Origin of the sequence: Photorhabdus laumondii subsp. laumondii (assembly GCF_003343245.1) — a bacterium.
GTDB classification, from domain to species: domain Bacteria; phylum Pseudomonadota; class Gammaproteobacteria; order Enterobacterales; family Enterobacteriaceae; genus Photorhabdus; species Photorhabdus laumondii.
Map to the genome: position 1 here is coordinate 3,250,590 of NZ_CP024901.1, position 15,043 is coordinate 3,265,632.

The 15,043-nt window shown below is 42.0% G+C and carries 14 protein-coding genes; 5 read left to right on the forward strand and 9 right to left on the reverse strand.

Annotation, left to right across the window (positions count from 1 at the left end):
• Positions 1 to 68 precede the first annotated feature (68 nt).
• The 6 genes from PluTT01m_RS14105 to dapA form a co-directional block, all read right to left on the reverse strand.
• Positions 69 to 1,724, reverse strand: a complete 1,656-nt coding sequence (locus tag PluTT01m_RS14105) for an ATP-binding cassette domain-containing protein (protein WP_011146962.1) — start codon at positions 1,722 to 1,724, stop codon at positions 69 to 71.
• Positions 1,721 to 3,436, reverse strand: coding sequence for an ABC transporter ATP-binding protein (locus PluTT01m_RS14110; RefSeq protein WP_228956915.1), 1,716 nt, complete (start codon positions 3,434 to 3,436; stop codon positions 1,721 to 1,723). Before PluTT01m_RS14110 ends, PluTT01m_RS14105 begins: the two co-directional genes overlap by 4 nt.
• Before the next feature lie 317 nt (positions 3,437 to 3,753).
• Entirely contained in the window at positions 3,754 to 4,779 is a 1,026-nt protein-coding gene (locus PluTT01m_RS14115) for an IS630-like element ISPlu19 family transposase (protein ID WP_011144720.1), read from the reverse strand.
• Between the two features lie 376 nt (positions 4,780 to 5,155).
• Complete coding sequence (gene purC, locus PluTT01m_RS14120) at positions 5,156 to 5,869, reverse strand: phosphoribosylaminoimidazolesuccinocarboxamide synthase (protein ID WP_011146964.1); 714 nt, start codon at positions 5,867 to 5,869, stop codon at positions 5,156 to 5,158.
• 279 nt (positions 5,870 to 6,148) lie between these two features.
• On the reverse strand, positions 6,149 to 7,198 hold the full coding sequence (gene bamC / locus PluTT01m_RS14125) for an outer membrane protein assembly factor BamC (RefSeq protein WP_011146965.1): 1,050 nt from the start codon (positions 7,196 to 7,198) through the stop codon (positions 6,149 to 6,151).
• Positions 7,199 to 7,214: 16 nt separating this feature from the next.
• Positions 7,215 to 8,114, reverse strand: a complete 900-nt coding sequence (gene dapA, locus PluTT01m_RS14130) for a 4-hydroxy-tetrahydrodipicolinate synthase (RefSeq protein ID WP_011146966.1) — start codon at positions 8,112 to 8,114, stop codon at positions 7,215 to 7,217.
• Positions 8,115 to 8,497: 383 nt separating this feature from the next.
• On the opposite strand from dapA, the gene PluTT01m_RS14135 reads away from it, so the two are divergent.
• Both PluTT01m_RS14135 and bcp read left to right on the forward strand, forming a co-directional pair.
• Positions 8,498 to 9,043: a glycine cleavage system transcriptional repressor gene (locus PluTT01m_RS14135; protein WP_011146967.1), complete on the forward strand. Its 546-nt coding sequence runs from the start codon at positions 8,498 to 8,500 to the stop codon at positions 9,041 to 9,043.
• Positions 9,044 to 9,069: 26 nt separating this feature from the next.
• The gene (gene bcp / locus PluTT01m_RS14140) at positions 9,070 to 9,540 is read left to right on the forward strand and encodes a thioredoxin-dependent thiol peroxidase (RefSeq protein ID WP_011146968.1); all 471 of its coding nucleotides are present in this window, start codon (positions 9,070 to 9,072) and stop codon (positions 9,538 to 9,540) included.
• 125 nt (positions 9,541 to 9,665) lie between these two features.
• Here bcp and PluTT01m_RS14145 read toward each other — a convergent pair whose 3' ends face one another.
• Complete coding sequence (locus tag PluTT01m_RS14145) at positions 9,666 to 10,745, reverse strand: AI-2E family transporter (protein ID WP_011146969.1); 1,080 nt, start codon at positions 10,743 to 10,745, stop codon at positions 9,666 to 9,668.
• Between the two features lie 136 nt (positions 10,746 to 10,881).
• Between PluTT01m_RS14145 and bepA the strand changes: the two genes are divergently transcribed.
• Positions 10,882 to 12,345: a beta-barrel assembly-enhancing protease gene (gene bepA / locus PluTT01m_RS14150; RefSeq protein ID WP_011146970.1), complete on the forward strand. Its 1,464-nt coding sequence runs from the start codon at positions 10,882 to 10,884 to the stop codon at positions 12,343 to 12,345.
• Positions 12,346 to 12,354: 9 nt separating this feature from the next.
• Positions 12,355 to 12,711: an arsenate reductase (glutaredoxin) gene (arsC, locus tag PluTT01m_RS14155; RefSeq protein WP_011146971.1), complete on the forward strand. Its 357-nt coding sequence runs from the start codon at positions 12,355 to 12,357 to the stop codon at positions 12,709 to 12,711.
• A 154-nt stretch (positions 12,712 to 12,865) separates the two neighbouring features.
• Here arsC and hda read toward each other — a convergent pair whose 3' ends face one another.
• Together hda and PluTT01m_RS14165 are read right to left on the reverse strand one after the other, a co-directional pair.
• On the reverse strand, positions 12,866 to 13,573 hold the full coding sequence (gene hda / locus PluTT01m_RS14160) for a DnaA inactivator Hda (RefSeq protein WP_011146972.1): 708 nt from the start codon (positions 13,571 to 13,573) through the stop codon (positions 12,866 to 12,868).
• 276 nt (positions 13,574 to 13,849) lie between these two features.
• Entirely contained in the window at positions 13,850 to 14,455 is a 606-nt protein-coding gene (locus tag PluTT01m_RS14165) for a hypothetical protein (protein WP_041380911.1), read from the reverse strand.
• 280 nt (positions 14,456 to 14,735) lie between these two features.
• On the opposite strand from PluTT01m_RS14165, the gene PluTT01m_RS14170 reads away from it, so the two are divergent.
• Positions 14,736 to 15,041: a PTS sugar transporter subunit IIB gene (locus PluTT01m_RS14170; RefSeq protein WP_011146974.1), complete on the forward strand. Its 306-nt coding sequence runs from the start codon at positions 14,736 to 14,738 to the stop codon at positions 15,039 to 15,041.
• Positions 15,042 to 15,043 lie beyond the last annotated feature (2 nt).

The following is a 15,043-nucleotide window of genomic DNA, read 5'->3' on the forward strand; positions in this document are numbered from 1 at the left end:
AAAATATATACCATTTCATTATTGACATCCACTCCTACCGACTTAGCCAGGAGTGGATATCCAATGGATTATGCTAATTCTCTCCGCTGTTGAACGGTAACAATATGATCCGCTTTAGCGAGAAGATCGGCATTATGCGAGACAACAATCCACAAACCAGGCCAATGCTCAGGTAAAACAGTCCATAAACGACGGGCCGTATCCGTATCTAATGATGAATCGCAGTTATCAACAATATAAACGTCAGCGGGACGGCATAACATCCGGGCCAATGCCAAACGTTGACGCTGACCGCCAGATAATTGACCGGCACAGCCAGAATTAATGACAGTATCGAGCCCGTCTGGCAATTCATATGAGCCGGGCGTCAAACCTACCGCCTCCAGCGCCCGTACCATGACATCATCATCGATATCCTTATCACCCAACGCGAGGTTTTGCCTTACAGTTCCACCAAAAAAACCGGCTTTCTGTCTGGCATATCCAATACGTGGATTCCGCCACCAGTTTTCATTGCCCAGAACCTCTCGGTTATTCCACAGTACACTGCCGGAACTGGATTTTTCCAGACCAATCAAGTAACGCAAAAAAGTGGTTTTACCCGAACCAATATCACCGACAATGCCAATAACCTGATTAGCCGTTGCCTCAAACGAAACTGGGGGCTGAGTTTTTGAGTAAGCGAGATGATTAACACTTAACTTATGCAGAATTTCATCTGGCTCATATTCTTTGGTCTCTTTTTTATCTACTTTATTATTTGCCAGAAACTGTCTGATTCGCCCATAACACACATCAGCATTTTTATAATAGGCAACTGACCGACCAAAGAAGAGTATCTGTTCACTGATCCAACCGATATAGGTCAAAAATAGTGCCAGATTCCCTACAGTAAAACTGCCATCAACGATCCGTTTACTCACTATCAATAAAACAGCCGACGTCCCAAGTATGACAATATTTTTGAACAGCCCAGAAAGAAGGTCAGTAAATACCTGATGTTTGGCTTGAATCGCCCGTCGACTGACAAATTTCTGCGATAATCGCTCAATCTGCCCTTCCATTTTGTTGCCAAGGCGCAAGTCGCGTATACCCGTTAAGACGTCAGTAATCTTGCCGGCAATATCCCCTTGCGATTGACGTTTACTCTTCTGTAAATTCCCTACCTTGCGTTTAAGTATCGCTCCAACCCAAAGGCCCACAATCATAGGCATAAGAGCAAGTGTGGTTATTATGTCAGTGTTGATAAGCACAACCAATGCGATAATTAAAAGTAATGCGCGGTAAATAAAATCAGAGGTCCAACTTAGAAACTCCGCAATTTCATCACTATCATCACGAATACGGTTCAGAATATCGCCTTGAGAAAAAGTCTGTCTCTGATTGCGGGAACAGTGGCTTACTCCCCATAAAACCCGCTCTTTCAGGTAAGCGCTGACTTTGAAGATTAACGTAAAATCAAAGGTTAACCCCAAGAACAGAAATAGTGATCGCAAGACCATTGTGGCAATCGCAGAGGCAAGCAACCACCAGACCACAGGGTTAGTTGGCTCATTCATCGCTCTATCGAGTAATTTGCTGATTTGGTAACCAATCAACAGAGGAAAACCATGCATCAATGTCCACACAAACATGGTAATGAAATAGAGAGGAGCAAACTTTTTTATCAGCTCAGTCAAGGCCGGTAACATTTTAACTTTAGTTGATACATTGGATATAGTCATACCATGAGCCCATGATTACTCGTTAACATTGCGATTTCTGTTTCAGGGATTCGCTGTTGAATCCGCCCATCATCGATAATGATAATTTCATCAACGACCGAAAGTGTGTGAAGGCGATGTGCGACCATCACAACCGTGCAATTGTGACTTAACTTTTCAAGCAATTTCAGCCAACTCTCTTCTGTTCGGGGATCAAGTTGAGAAGTTCCCTCATCAATAATCACCAACGAGCAATGCTGTAACATCACTCTGGCTCCCGCTATCATTTGAATTTCTCCTGCTGATAGCATCAGACCATTAGTACCAACCTGTGTATCAAGGCCATCTGGCAGTGCTCTAACCCATTCAAGCGCATCTAATTCTTGAAGAACCTCCCAAATTTGATCGTCAGATATTTCATTACTGAAAAGCGTTAAATTCTCCCGCAATGTTGCGGAAAACAGATGAGACCGTTGACTAAGAACAGCAATCTTTTTCGCAAACTCTTCCGGCTTAATCGTTGAAACATCGACATTGCCAATGGTCACTCTTCCTGAATCGGGTCGCGCAAATCCACACATCAAATTAAGAATGGTACTTTTCCCCGCCCCCGTTCTACCAATAATGCCAATTTTACTCCCCGGAGCGACGTAAAAATTAACACCGTGCAAAACCTGAGTTTCTTCTCCGTTATAACTGAAATCAACATTATCGAAATGGATAGAGAGAGGACCATCAGGCAATAAATTATCCGATGATTTATCTGGGGTGCCTTCATTTAACATTTTTGCTGAAAGTGATAAAGCAGCAAATAATTTCTGTATTAGCTCTATTTCCGATGACATATCCTCCACCGGCTCCCGCAGTTTATCAACGTAAAGATAAACCATCGTTAATGTGCCGATGCTTAAGCTGTTCTCACCAAGTAATTGAAGCCCAAAACCAAAACCTATACCGAAACAGAGTGCAAAGAAGATCTGGGTAATTGGCCAAAAAGCCCGGCCACCAATATAAGCACTGCGTTCAAATTTGAGCAACATTGACAGCATTTTACGAAATGCAATGGCAGGCCAATGCGCTTGCGACAATGGCTGTAAATCATCCATTGCATGTAATGAATCACCGACAAAACCAAAGATTCGGGCTTTTTCATTTCGCGCAATTAGCCAGCGGCGAACAGAAAGTCTGGTTAATTGAATCAACACATACGCCACGAGTATGACGACGATTGCTATGGCAATACCTGCCTGAGGCATGACGCTGAATATAATGACCAATGTCCCTAATGTCAGCGCTACATTAGCAATAGCCTTAAAGCCTGCTTTAGAAATCGTTTTTCCTATAATATCAGCATTACCTTCGATATTTTCCAGCAATTCTCCCTGTGATCGCCGTTCTATTTCCAATACAGGTAAAACTGTCATCACATGGTGAAAGAGCTTATATCTAATGGTATCAGCAATACCCCAACCAGCCTTGGTGCTCATGTAACTGGTTACCAGACTACCGATAACACCAATCGACGCAATAAAAACATAAATGATTGCCAACATGATAAGCTGATCAACAGTCGTTCCTGATGTCGCCTTATCAACATAATTCCTGATAATATAAGGGCCGCTTAGATCGCACGATAATGTAACGGTTAAGGCCAAAAACGCACATACAACTGTCCCCTTAAATGGTACGGCACTCTGTAGCAGTATCCGCCATACAGTTAAATTCTTTGACATGACGCTTTTCATTTTTAGGTTATGGCACCTCATTCAAATTAAAAATGTTATTTGCAACATCAGTATATGCAGCCAACATCAAAGTTATTAATAACCGATCGTTCACAACAGCAAGATCTGGTTCACATTTAGCGAAGTGCAATTATCGCAGAATACCCGCATTTATCACGATCTGATTGAAATGTTTATAAACGCTATCACAAGAAAATAGCCAAAAAATAAAATTAATAGCTTATTCTACCATGTCAATCCCTTTATTAGGTCATTTAACAACCTATCATCAAAAACATTCTCAATATGAATATACCCAAGAAACTTCAAGATGCAGTTTTTAGCACCTGAAAATGGTCGTTAATTCTAGACATCAGCGAGTCCGCTATATCCGGTAGCGTTGTGGTGAAAAATTTGAAGACGTTGTCTCGAAATTCATGTTTATCCGCAAAATAACGGTTATTTCGAACCTGTTCATTCATGACCTTCCATAATCGCTCTATTGGGTTTAAATTTGGGCTATAGGGAGGAAGGTAATGTAACTCAATATTGCTAACATAAGCCCACTCCTTAACAAGATGAGCTTTGTTGTAACCCGCCCCATCCACAATAAGATGAATTTTTTGATGATAGTCAGGATAAGACTTTCTTATTTCATTGAAAAAACAGCAAATGTTGTAGTCATTGATGGTTTGATATTCCTGGAACACCGTACGACCAATGGCATTCAGGTTGAGCGCGCCCAATATATTCAGGCGAGTCCGGCTTCCTGTTGTTTTTACTGTTTTTTTCTCGCCTTTTCGCATCCAGCCATAACCGAGTTTGGTGCCTTGAGTCGGGTGAACAGCATCAAGAAAAAGGATGGGTTCGTCTTTCGCTGTGACTTTAAGATTCTCATAATATTCAATAAATTGTCGCTGTTTTTCTGCGTCGAATTTATGAGGGACGCCACAAGGTTTTTTATAAGAAAAACCCTGACGGTGTAGCCATTTATTCATGCCGGGAATGCTAAAGGTAATATTCCAGAGCTGAGCAACATAGGCCACGATTTCATGGGTGTGATGGAAAAGATGTTGAGATAAGTGATTGATTAAAAAATCAGTTTGTTCTTGAGAAAGCAAACTATCAGACCCCCCATTATCAGATTTAAGTTTACCTTGATTAAGGTAATCGCTGATATGACGGTTAACGGTCATTTCATGAAGACGCAGGGCCTGAGCGATCATCACTGAACTCCAGCCTTCAGAGGCCAGCAGGACCGCTTTGATGCGATCACACTCCCTCTTATCACGGCAGGTGTGATGGAGATGTTCAAGTTCGGCTTTTTGTTCATCGGTAATGAATATTTTCATAGCGAGGATAATGATCTCCATTTCGGATAAAATCAAGCATCTTCAATGATTACGGGTATATACCCGTTATCTTTCAAGTTGCTTCTTTGTTGGCTGCACTCACTCACCCCGGTCACATAGTTGTCTATGCTCCCGGGGATTCGTTCCCTTGCCGCCGCGATGCATCTTGAAATCCATAGGGTATAATGAACAATAAATAACTTATTCCAATCAATGAATCATAAATGGAGTAAAAAATAGCAATAATTCCACCGAATTATAATGATTTTCACAAATATATCGCGACTATATAAATGAATTCCTATTCAATATTAACGCATCTCAAATAGCTCGTGCAAATAAAAGGGCCTTTCGGCCCAGGTAATCGTTTGCGTAATTAGTCCAAAATAACACCGATACGGCGTGCTACCTCTTCATACGCTTCAATCAGGCCACCAAGACTTTGGCGGAAGCGATCTTTATCCATTTTGTCCAATGTCTCTTTATCCCACAAACGGCTACCATCAGGAGAGAATTCATCCCCTAGGACTATCTGCCCTTTGAACAAACCAAATTCCAGTTTAAAGTCAACCAAAATCAAACCCGCATCATCAAACAATTTGCTCAATACTTCATTGGCCTTGAGGCTCAATTCTTTCATCTCAGCCAAATGTTCTTTGCTAACCCAACCAAAAGTTTCACAATAAGATTCATTCACCATTGGATCGTGCTTAGCATCATTTTTCAGAAACAGATCGAACAGCGGTGGATTCAATACCAAACCTTCCTCAATACCAAGACGTCTGACCAATGAACCCGCAGCCCGATTACGCACAACACATTCAACCGGCACCATATCCAACTTTTTAACTAATACCTCAGTGTCCGATAATAGTCGTTCCATTTGCGTCGGAATCCCTGCTTCTGCCAATTTGCTCATAATGAAATGGTTAAATTTATTATTCACCATCCCTTTACGATCAAACTGCTCAATACGTTCGCCATCCAATGCTGATGTATCATTACGGAACTCCAGCACTAGCAAATCAGGATCATCCGTGGTGTACACCGTTTTTGCCTTTCCACGATACAACTCAGCTTTTTTTTGCATTTTATATACTCCAGAGATATTACTACTATGATATTACTACTATACAAATACCAAAGATAAATAATAAAACAGATTGCTGACAAAATCCTGCCCAAAGGGCCGATTTTTTCTATATCGAAAAGAAATGATGTGGAGAGGATATTCTTCACACTACGCTAGTTTGTTTTTTTATCCGAGATTTTAGCGATCAAACACTGATTTAAAAAACAGCGCTTTATCAATCAAAGCGCTCACTAAACAGCCAGCGCTTTGTCAATAATATGAGGGGCTTTCCTAGATCTATGATCCTGTGGTCTGGCTGAAAGCCGCCTTCAACGCTGCAACCAATTCATCATTTTGTGATTGGGTCAACGGCTTACCTTTATCACTAATAAACTGTAAGCTGCTCCGGTTATTCAAATCACCAACCTGTAATTTGTAATCACCTTCACTAATGGATGGTTCATTAACACCCATTGATTTCCAACTAGATGAACTGAGACTTTTATAAGTTACAGTAATAGAACCCGTTGAACGACTGCGGCTACCCACTTTCATACCGACTTTTTCCAGTACTGCCGGTAATCTATCCCAAACAATATTATAGGGTGCCCGAACAATCATCTGAGGTAATCCAGATCTATCACCACCACTCTGTACATCCAATGAACCTAGATTACGCGCTACAGAGTCATCGCTAATACGTTCACGCTGCTGGTTCACACCTTCAATTAATTCATTGAGCATCAGTGTGTTATAACGTTGGATTTCAAGAGGATCAGTTATCTGATGATCACCTTGTCTCAGCCCTTCATTAGTAACGGATAATTCAATCTGATAGCTCTGGCGTGCAACACTAATACGATGACGAGCCTGATATGGAACATTTTCATCTGCACGCAGCCAATCGATCCAATCAGTTGTCAATGTCTGGCTAGCATCATCACGTTGGCTAACTTGGAAACCTTTTTTCAATAGCACATTGTTAATCTGTGACCACAGATGACTATTCTCAGGAGTGCTTTCAAGTAGCAACTTACTGCTCTTTGCACTGTTTTCAGTACGGGAACCACTCAATAGGGCTAGTGCCTGAGATGGCGGGCGAATATCAAGCGCTTTCCCAACCTGCCCTTGAGAGGCTATTGCTGGAATATCATATTCACCATTCTGCAATGGCAATACCATACCCGCAGGAACTTTCAACGCCTTTCGGGGAGGTGCTTCAAGATATGTCTCATCATCATTGATTTGGCGCTTATAGCTCTGGTCGCTGGAACAGGCTGCCAATAACATGACAAGTGACATACCAGCAACCGTCATCACCTTCGATTTTTGCAACAATATTGCCATTAAAATTCCCTAAATTTTACAATAATCCGGCCATTTTCAAGGCTTTTTCAACTGAGACTTTTCCTGCATCCGTCAATGGCGTCATCGGCAGACGCACGGTGTCATCAGCAATCAAACCCAATTTTTGACATCCCCATTTAACTGGAATCGGATTAGGTTCAACAAATAGCTGACGGTGTAAATCCATCAGGCGATTATTTAACTTACGCGCCTCTGCAAACTGGCCGTTTAATGCCAATTCACAAAACTTAGCAACGTCAGGCGCTGCAATGTTTGCAGTAACAGAAATAACCCCTTTACCACCGAGCTGAATAAAATCCAACCCACTTGCATCATCACCACTTAATAAGATGAAACTATCATCATTAACCAATTCTTGGATTTGACTAACACGATTTAAGTTCCCTGTAGCTTCTTTAATTGCGACAATATTTTTAATCTTCGCCAAACGCGCTACAGTTAATGGCAGCAGATCACACCCGGTACGAGAAGGCACATTATACAAAATTTGTGGTAAATCCGTATTTTCAGCAATCGTTTTAAAATGCTGATATAAACCTTCCTGCGACGGCTTATTATAATAAGGCGTTACCGTTAGGCAACCAACAACGCCACTGTTTTCAAAACGTTTCGTTAGGGATATTGCCTCAGCAGTCGCATTTGCACCTGTTCCGGCAATAACCGGAATACGCCCATCAGCCAATTCTATGGTTGTCAAAACAACATCACCGTGCTCATCATGACTCAATGTGGCAGATTCTCCGGTTGTCCCTACCGAGACTATCGCTGATGTCCCACTAGCAACATGGTAATCGATTAACTTTTTCAAACTGGCCTTATCAACCTGACCACTCGCATCCATTGGTGTTACCAGCGCAACAATGCTACCTGTAAATTCAAATCTCCCGCTAGACATTACATAACCCCCTATACAAACAAGAGCTCCATGGTACTTTTTAGTCATTCAGAAGGAAACTATTTAACACAGGATTTCAATGAATTTTGTTAATACCAGATAACCTCTGTTAAAAAGATGTGATAACCAAAGTAATTTATTGAAATTCAATGATAGAGAATGGAAATACCATATACCCTATGGATTTCAAGATGCATCGCGACGGCAAGGGAGTGAATCCCCGGGAGCATAGCAAACGATGTGACCGGGATGAGCGAATGCAGCCAACAAAGAGGCAACTTGAAGGATAACGGGTATAGAGCAACTTTGATGCAATTGACCTTGGCAGCATAGCCTTTTTATGTTTACCTTAACGAAACCACAGTAGAGAAGGAAAAGTGACTTTGCCACAATCAGAACAACATTTTCTCGTTATAACCGCTTTAGGTGCTGACCGTTCTGGTATCGTCAACACCATTACTCGTCTTGTGAGTGAGTGTGGTTGTAACATTGAAGACAGCCGCTTAGCCATGTTTGGCGAGGAATTCACCTTCATTATGCTACTTTCCGGTAGCTGGAACGCTATCACAATGATTGAATCCTCACTGCCACAGAAAGGGGCCGAGCTCGATCTTCTTATCGTCATGAAACGCACAAAGTGCGATACCCACACAACATTTCCTGCTACGGTTTCCGTTAAGGTTGATGTTGATGATTCATCCGGTATTGTTGAGCAGTTTACTAATCTGTTTACTACACAGGATTTTAATATTGCTGAACTGGTATCAAAAACACATCCACCAGAAGGCAATATCCCTGCTCGATTGCAAATCCAAATTACCGCCCACAGCCTATTAGAGGATGATGGCATAATTATTAAGCAGGCGTTTAATAAGTTATGTACAGATCTAAATGCACAAGGCAGTATTAGTATTCTTGAACCACTTTAGTTGAAAGATTAAACGGAGAATACGGGATGAACCCATTGAAAGCCGGTGATAAGGCCCCTCAGTTCAGCCTTCCTGACCAAGATGGAGAAACAATCAATTTATCTGATTTCGAAGGCCAGCGTGTTTTAGTCTATTTTTACCCTAAAGCAATGACTCCTGGTTGTACTGTACAGGCCTGTGGTCTGCGCGATGAAATGGATACATTAAAGGATTCAGGTGTAGAAGTGCTAGGCATTAGCACAGATAGCCCAAGTAAATTGTCACGCTTTGTGGAGAAAGAAATGCTGAACTTCACATTATTGTCCGACGAGGATCACCAAGTTGCTGAACAGTTTGGTGTCTGGGGCAAGAAACAATTTATGGGAAAAACCTACGATGGTATCCACCGTATCAGTTTCCTGATTGATACCAACGGTAATATTGAGCACGTTTTTGATAAATTTAAGACCAGTGATCATCACCAAATCGTGGTGGATTATCTGAAACTGCACCCTTAAATAGAAAATGACTCAAAACTTAATCACGCTCATTTAACAGCTCAAGATGCCAGGGGCAAGTACGGGAGGGATATCACCACCCGTGCTTCCTCTAATAACGGGTACCAGCATCATTAAAAATAAATTTACTCTTTTATTTCATCGTCTCCTATTATAACGATCTCTTCCGGCCAGGCTTGGATCACCGCTTTAATCAGCGTCGCCAGCGGAATAGCAAAAAATACGCCCCAAAACCCCCACAAACCACCAAAAGTAATCACAGAGAGAATGATGACCAACGGGTGTAAGTTTACGGCTTCAGAGAATAAAATCGGCACCAGCAAGTTACCATCCAGCCCCTGAACAACCAAATAGGCAATAATCAAAGTCCAGAAATCTGTTCCGACTCCCCATTGAAATAGCGCAACCAGTACAACAGGAATCGTGACAATCAACGCACCCACATAAGGAATTAACACTGATAGCCCAACCAAAACAGAAAGCAGCAATGAATAATCCAATCCAAGAAATGCAAACACCGCGTAGGTACAAATACCGACGATCACCATCTCGGTGACTTTACCCCGAATATAGTTAGTGATTTGCTGGTTCATCTCGCGCCATACCTGCCCGGCCAAAATGCGGTTACGTGGCAGGACCCGTTGCAATGCTTGCAACATCTGGTTTTTATCTTTTAGCAAGAAGAAGGCCATCAGTGGCACAAGAATCAGATAGATAGCCAGCGTTAACAGACCAATCAGCGAAGCCACCGAAAATTTCACTACAGACTCTCCGGCAATTGAAATCTTACTGCGCAAATTTTCGGCCATCATATCAATAATGCCAGCATCAACCAACGCCGGATAACGGGCTGGTAATGTCTGAGCATATTCATTAAACCGATTAAGCATATTGGGTATATCTGACAACAGATTAATTCCCTGCTGCCATACAGTTGGCGCCACAATCAAGATGACCAACAAACTAATACTGGAAAAAATAATCAGCACAATACAAACAGCCACTGTGCGCGAACACCCCAGTTTTTCAAGTTTAGCCGTTGGCCATTCCAACAAATAGGCAAGAACAATCGCCACCAGCAAAGGTGTCAAAATGCCATGTAAGAAATAAATAATGCAAAACCCTGCCAACAGGATGACAAATAACGCAATAACTTGCGGATCAGTAAACCGACGGCGATACCACTGTATAATCATATCCAGCATTGACCAGGCTCCTTGATAGCAATATTCATATTTCTATTTTTCTTAAAAATTGTACTAATTGATTAATTTTAAGGTACCCTTGTTTATCATACACGCATTATCTAAAACGATGGTCAAATGAGAGCATTTTTGTTTCATGAAAATAATGTCTAATCAATCTCTGACAGCAATATTAATCAGCACATTATTGCTAACAAGCTCCCCTGTTCTCAGCGCCTCTATTGAAGATTCACTGCCGGATATCGGTACCACGGCAGGTTCAATCCTGAGCATCAATCAGGAACTGGCAATGGGCGATTTCTACGTTCGCCAGATACGTAACAACGCTCCGCTGATTTATGACCCATTATTGACACAATACATTAATGCCCTTGGACAAAGGCTAGTAGCTCATGCAGACTCAGTTAAAACGCCTTTCCATTTCTATCTGATTGATAACCCGAATATCAACGCTTATGCTTTCTTTGGCGGTAATGTCGTACTCCATGCTGCACTTTTTCGTTATAGTCGTAATGAAAGCGAGCTTGCCTCGGTAATGGCTCACGAAATTTCCCACGTTACTCAACGCCACCTGGCACGAATGATGGAAGATCAGCAACGTACAGCACCGCTAGCTTGGGCGGGTACGTTGGGTTCTATTCTTTTGCTAATGGCGAGCCCACAAGCAGGGATGGCAGCCCTCAGCGGCACTATTGCCGGTATACAACAAGGCATGATCAGTTTTACTCAATCCAATGAACAAGAAGCTGATCGTATTGGCATGCAGACATTACGTAGAGCTGGCTTTGATCCTCAAGGTATGCCAGATTTTATGCAGATCATGGTAGATCAAACCCGTTACAGTTCTAAGCCACCAGAAATGTTACTCACTCACCCGTTACCTGACAGCCGCCTTGCTGATGCACGTAACCGTGCTAATCAATACCCGGCCCAAAACATTCCACAATCTCAAGATTTTCTGTTCGCCAGAGTTCGTGTTATGGGCATGTACACCACCGAGCAACGCGGCTATCTTGAGCAAATTTTAGAAAACTACCGTAGAGGCACAGCTAAAGAGCAACTTGCCGCTGCTTATGGCCGGGCAATCTTGCTTTCTCAAGATAAAAAATACCCTGAGGCACGGGCTATTTTAGAACCACTGTTAGCAAAACAACCGGATAATGTCTGGTTCATTGACACAATGACTGATATCGACATTGAACAGAACCGAATTGCTCAGGCTATCACCCGGTTACAGAACGCTTTGCAGAAACAAAAGGACAATTTGGTATTGCAAATCAATCTCGCTAATGCACTTATTCACGCAAAACAATATCAACAGGCTTTAAAACTACTTCATCGCTATACATTCAATAATCCAGATGATCCCAACGGTTGGCACCTGATAGCCGAAGCCGCCGCCAAACAAGGTAAACGCCATGAAGAATTATCAGCACACGCTGAAGAAATGGCACTTCGCGGTCAGTTTGACAATGCTATCAAATACCTCAGTAGTGCCAGTGCACTCGTAAAATTAGGTAGTTACGATCAAGCACGTTATGATGCTCGTATCGATCAATTACGCCAGCTACAACAGCGTTACAGTCAATACAAACGTTAAGGAACTCTCATGCAACAGGTGACGATTTATCATAATCCCCGCTGCTCAAAAAGCCGTGAAACTTTGGCACTTATTGAAGAACGGGGAATTAAGCCACAGATTATTCTCTATCTGGAGGCTCCTCTCGCGGTAGAGCAATTATCCGTTCTGCTAGAACAGCTTGGTTTTCACGATGCACGCCAATTGATGAGAACGAAAGAAGATCTATACAAAGAGTTGAATCTGGCTGATGAAAAACTCACTCAGCATGATTTACTGAAAGCAATGATTGTCAATCCTAAACTGATTGAGCGCCCAATCGTGGTTTGCGGTGATAAAGCCAGACTTGGGCGCCCACCGGAAAAAGTAAAAGAAATTCTTGATTGATAAGAATATACCCAATGGATTTCAAGATGGATCGCGGCGGCAAGGGAGCGAATCCCCGGGAGCATAGATAACTATGTGACCGGGGTGAGCGAATGCAGTCAACAAAGAGGCAACTTGAAAGATGACGAGTATAGATGTGATATCACCATCACCTTTAAAGGTGCAAAATATCCTTCACAAATGGAATCGTCAGCTTGCGCTGGGCAACTATCGAAGCGTGATCTAACTGATTCAATGCCATAAACAGGGTCCGCATTTCTCTGTCTAATCTTTTCAGTAAAAAGCGCCCTACATCTTCCGGCAATTCAAAACCGCGTAACTTCGCTCGCAATTGCAAGGCTTGTAATTTCTCATCATCGGAAAGCGGTTGTAATTTATAAATTTGCCCCCAATCCAGACGAGAAGCCAAATCAGGTAACTTAAGATTAATCTGGCGAGGTGGCCGATCGCCGCTAATAAGCAAACAAGTGCGGCCAATCTCCAGAATGCGATTATAAAGATTAAAAATCGCCATTTCCCACTCTTCATCACCAGCAATACTCTCAATATTATCGATACAAACCAGTGATAAGTGTTCCATGCCATCAAGCACCTCAGGGATAAAATAGGCACGTTTATCCAGCGGAACATAACCCACAGCTTCATCTTTCAGGGACAATTCAGCACAGGCGGCATGCAACAAATGACTTCGGCCCCCACTATCACGGGACCAGAAATAAATATAGCTGCCATGCGGCTGATTAATGGCCAATTTGATTGCAGCTAACAGGGTGGCATTTTCCCCCGGAAAGAAACTGGCAAAAGTTTCATCATCGGGAAGATACAAAGGTAACGAAAGCTGCGATGGTGTGTTCAGAAGCACCTCAAACAGAGCTGGTAATAAACGCCAACAAGTTTATCACAGAAAATAGTTGTAAATGAACTGTATAGGTAAATAATAAAAAAACTATTTTTAGGATTCAATAAGTTAAATCCTTTTCAGGCTCAGAAGCGCATAATATCTCGTCATAGCACAGAACAGACCGCAAACGCCTATAAAATATTCTGCATGTAACAACATGAAAAATTTAAGTTTTCAGTCCTATGTTATTTAAGAAAAAGCTATCAGATAGTGAGTTTTATTCATTCTTAGCAGAGATCAATGTAATCGCTCTTTACTGATAACAAAAAGGCGATGATAGTGATAATCCTTGTCATGGCCCCAGCAATAGTTAGCCCAGGTTACATAGAAGTCATCCCATGAGGTAATCAGGCTCAGTGGACGCTCCTCTTTGGTGCTATCAGAAACATACACATGATAGCCATTAATACTGATAGCCCAAGCAATCATACGTTCCCAAAACCTACGTCCATCTAGCGTTTGCTCACTGTCAGACACAATGATGGAGTATCTTTCAAGGAAAAACCTAAAAAACTCTTGTGACAAACCTCTCACTGCCCCGTCATGTTGAGGAAGAACTGTACGCCACACCAGTATCTGTGTGCATGTTTTCTTCGATGGAACAATATGTTCCATGAATTCGAGCTTTACCACGTAAACCGTCTCCGGCATATCTGCATCAGTCACCAATCTATATTGATTGCCAGAAACAGATGCCAGCAAACGGTAACCATATGGCGTAACAAATCCAGGCAGAGAAAAGTCTTGCACCCCGCGTTCAATGAAAGCTTGGGTGTGTTCTACATTTTTCTCTGTCATGTTAAGTTTGATATCGAAATCTGATTCAGAGATTAACTTTCGCATTGCTTCATCACTAGTTGCCAATACTTACTGTATCCAAACATTCACCCTTATTCCATCAGTGAAAAATCTCGCTGCAACATCCTATACAACCTAAAATTTTCACACTCTGTACAATACAAACGAAGATCACACTCTATCGCTATTCCTTAAACTATTCTTGATTAATATGCGAACAAAATCGCAACATATTTAACATAAGTTGCTAGTCTTAATAAACAGTGAAAGTTCTCATCAACCACTTATCCCATAAGAAACGATATAACAAACTGGAGACTGAACAATGAAAAAAATCCTATTGTGTTGTGCGGCCGGTATGTCCACCAGCATGCTAGTACAACGCATGCAGGCAGAAGTGATAAAACGGGCATTGGACATTGAGATCAAGGCTGTTCCCACGGTTGAATTAGAACACCTGATAGCCGACGCTGACGTTATTTTACTCGGCCCACAGGTGAGATATCAATTGGCCCATTTTTCCGCTATTGCCAAACCACTCGGTAAACCAATAGACGTTATTGACATGATGGATTATGGCACTCTTCGTGGTGATAAGGTTCTCGATAAGGCATTGAGCCTGTTGGAATAAAC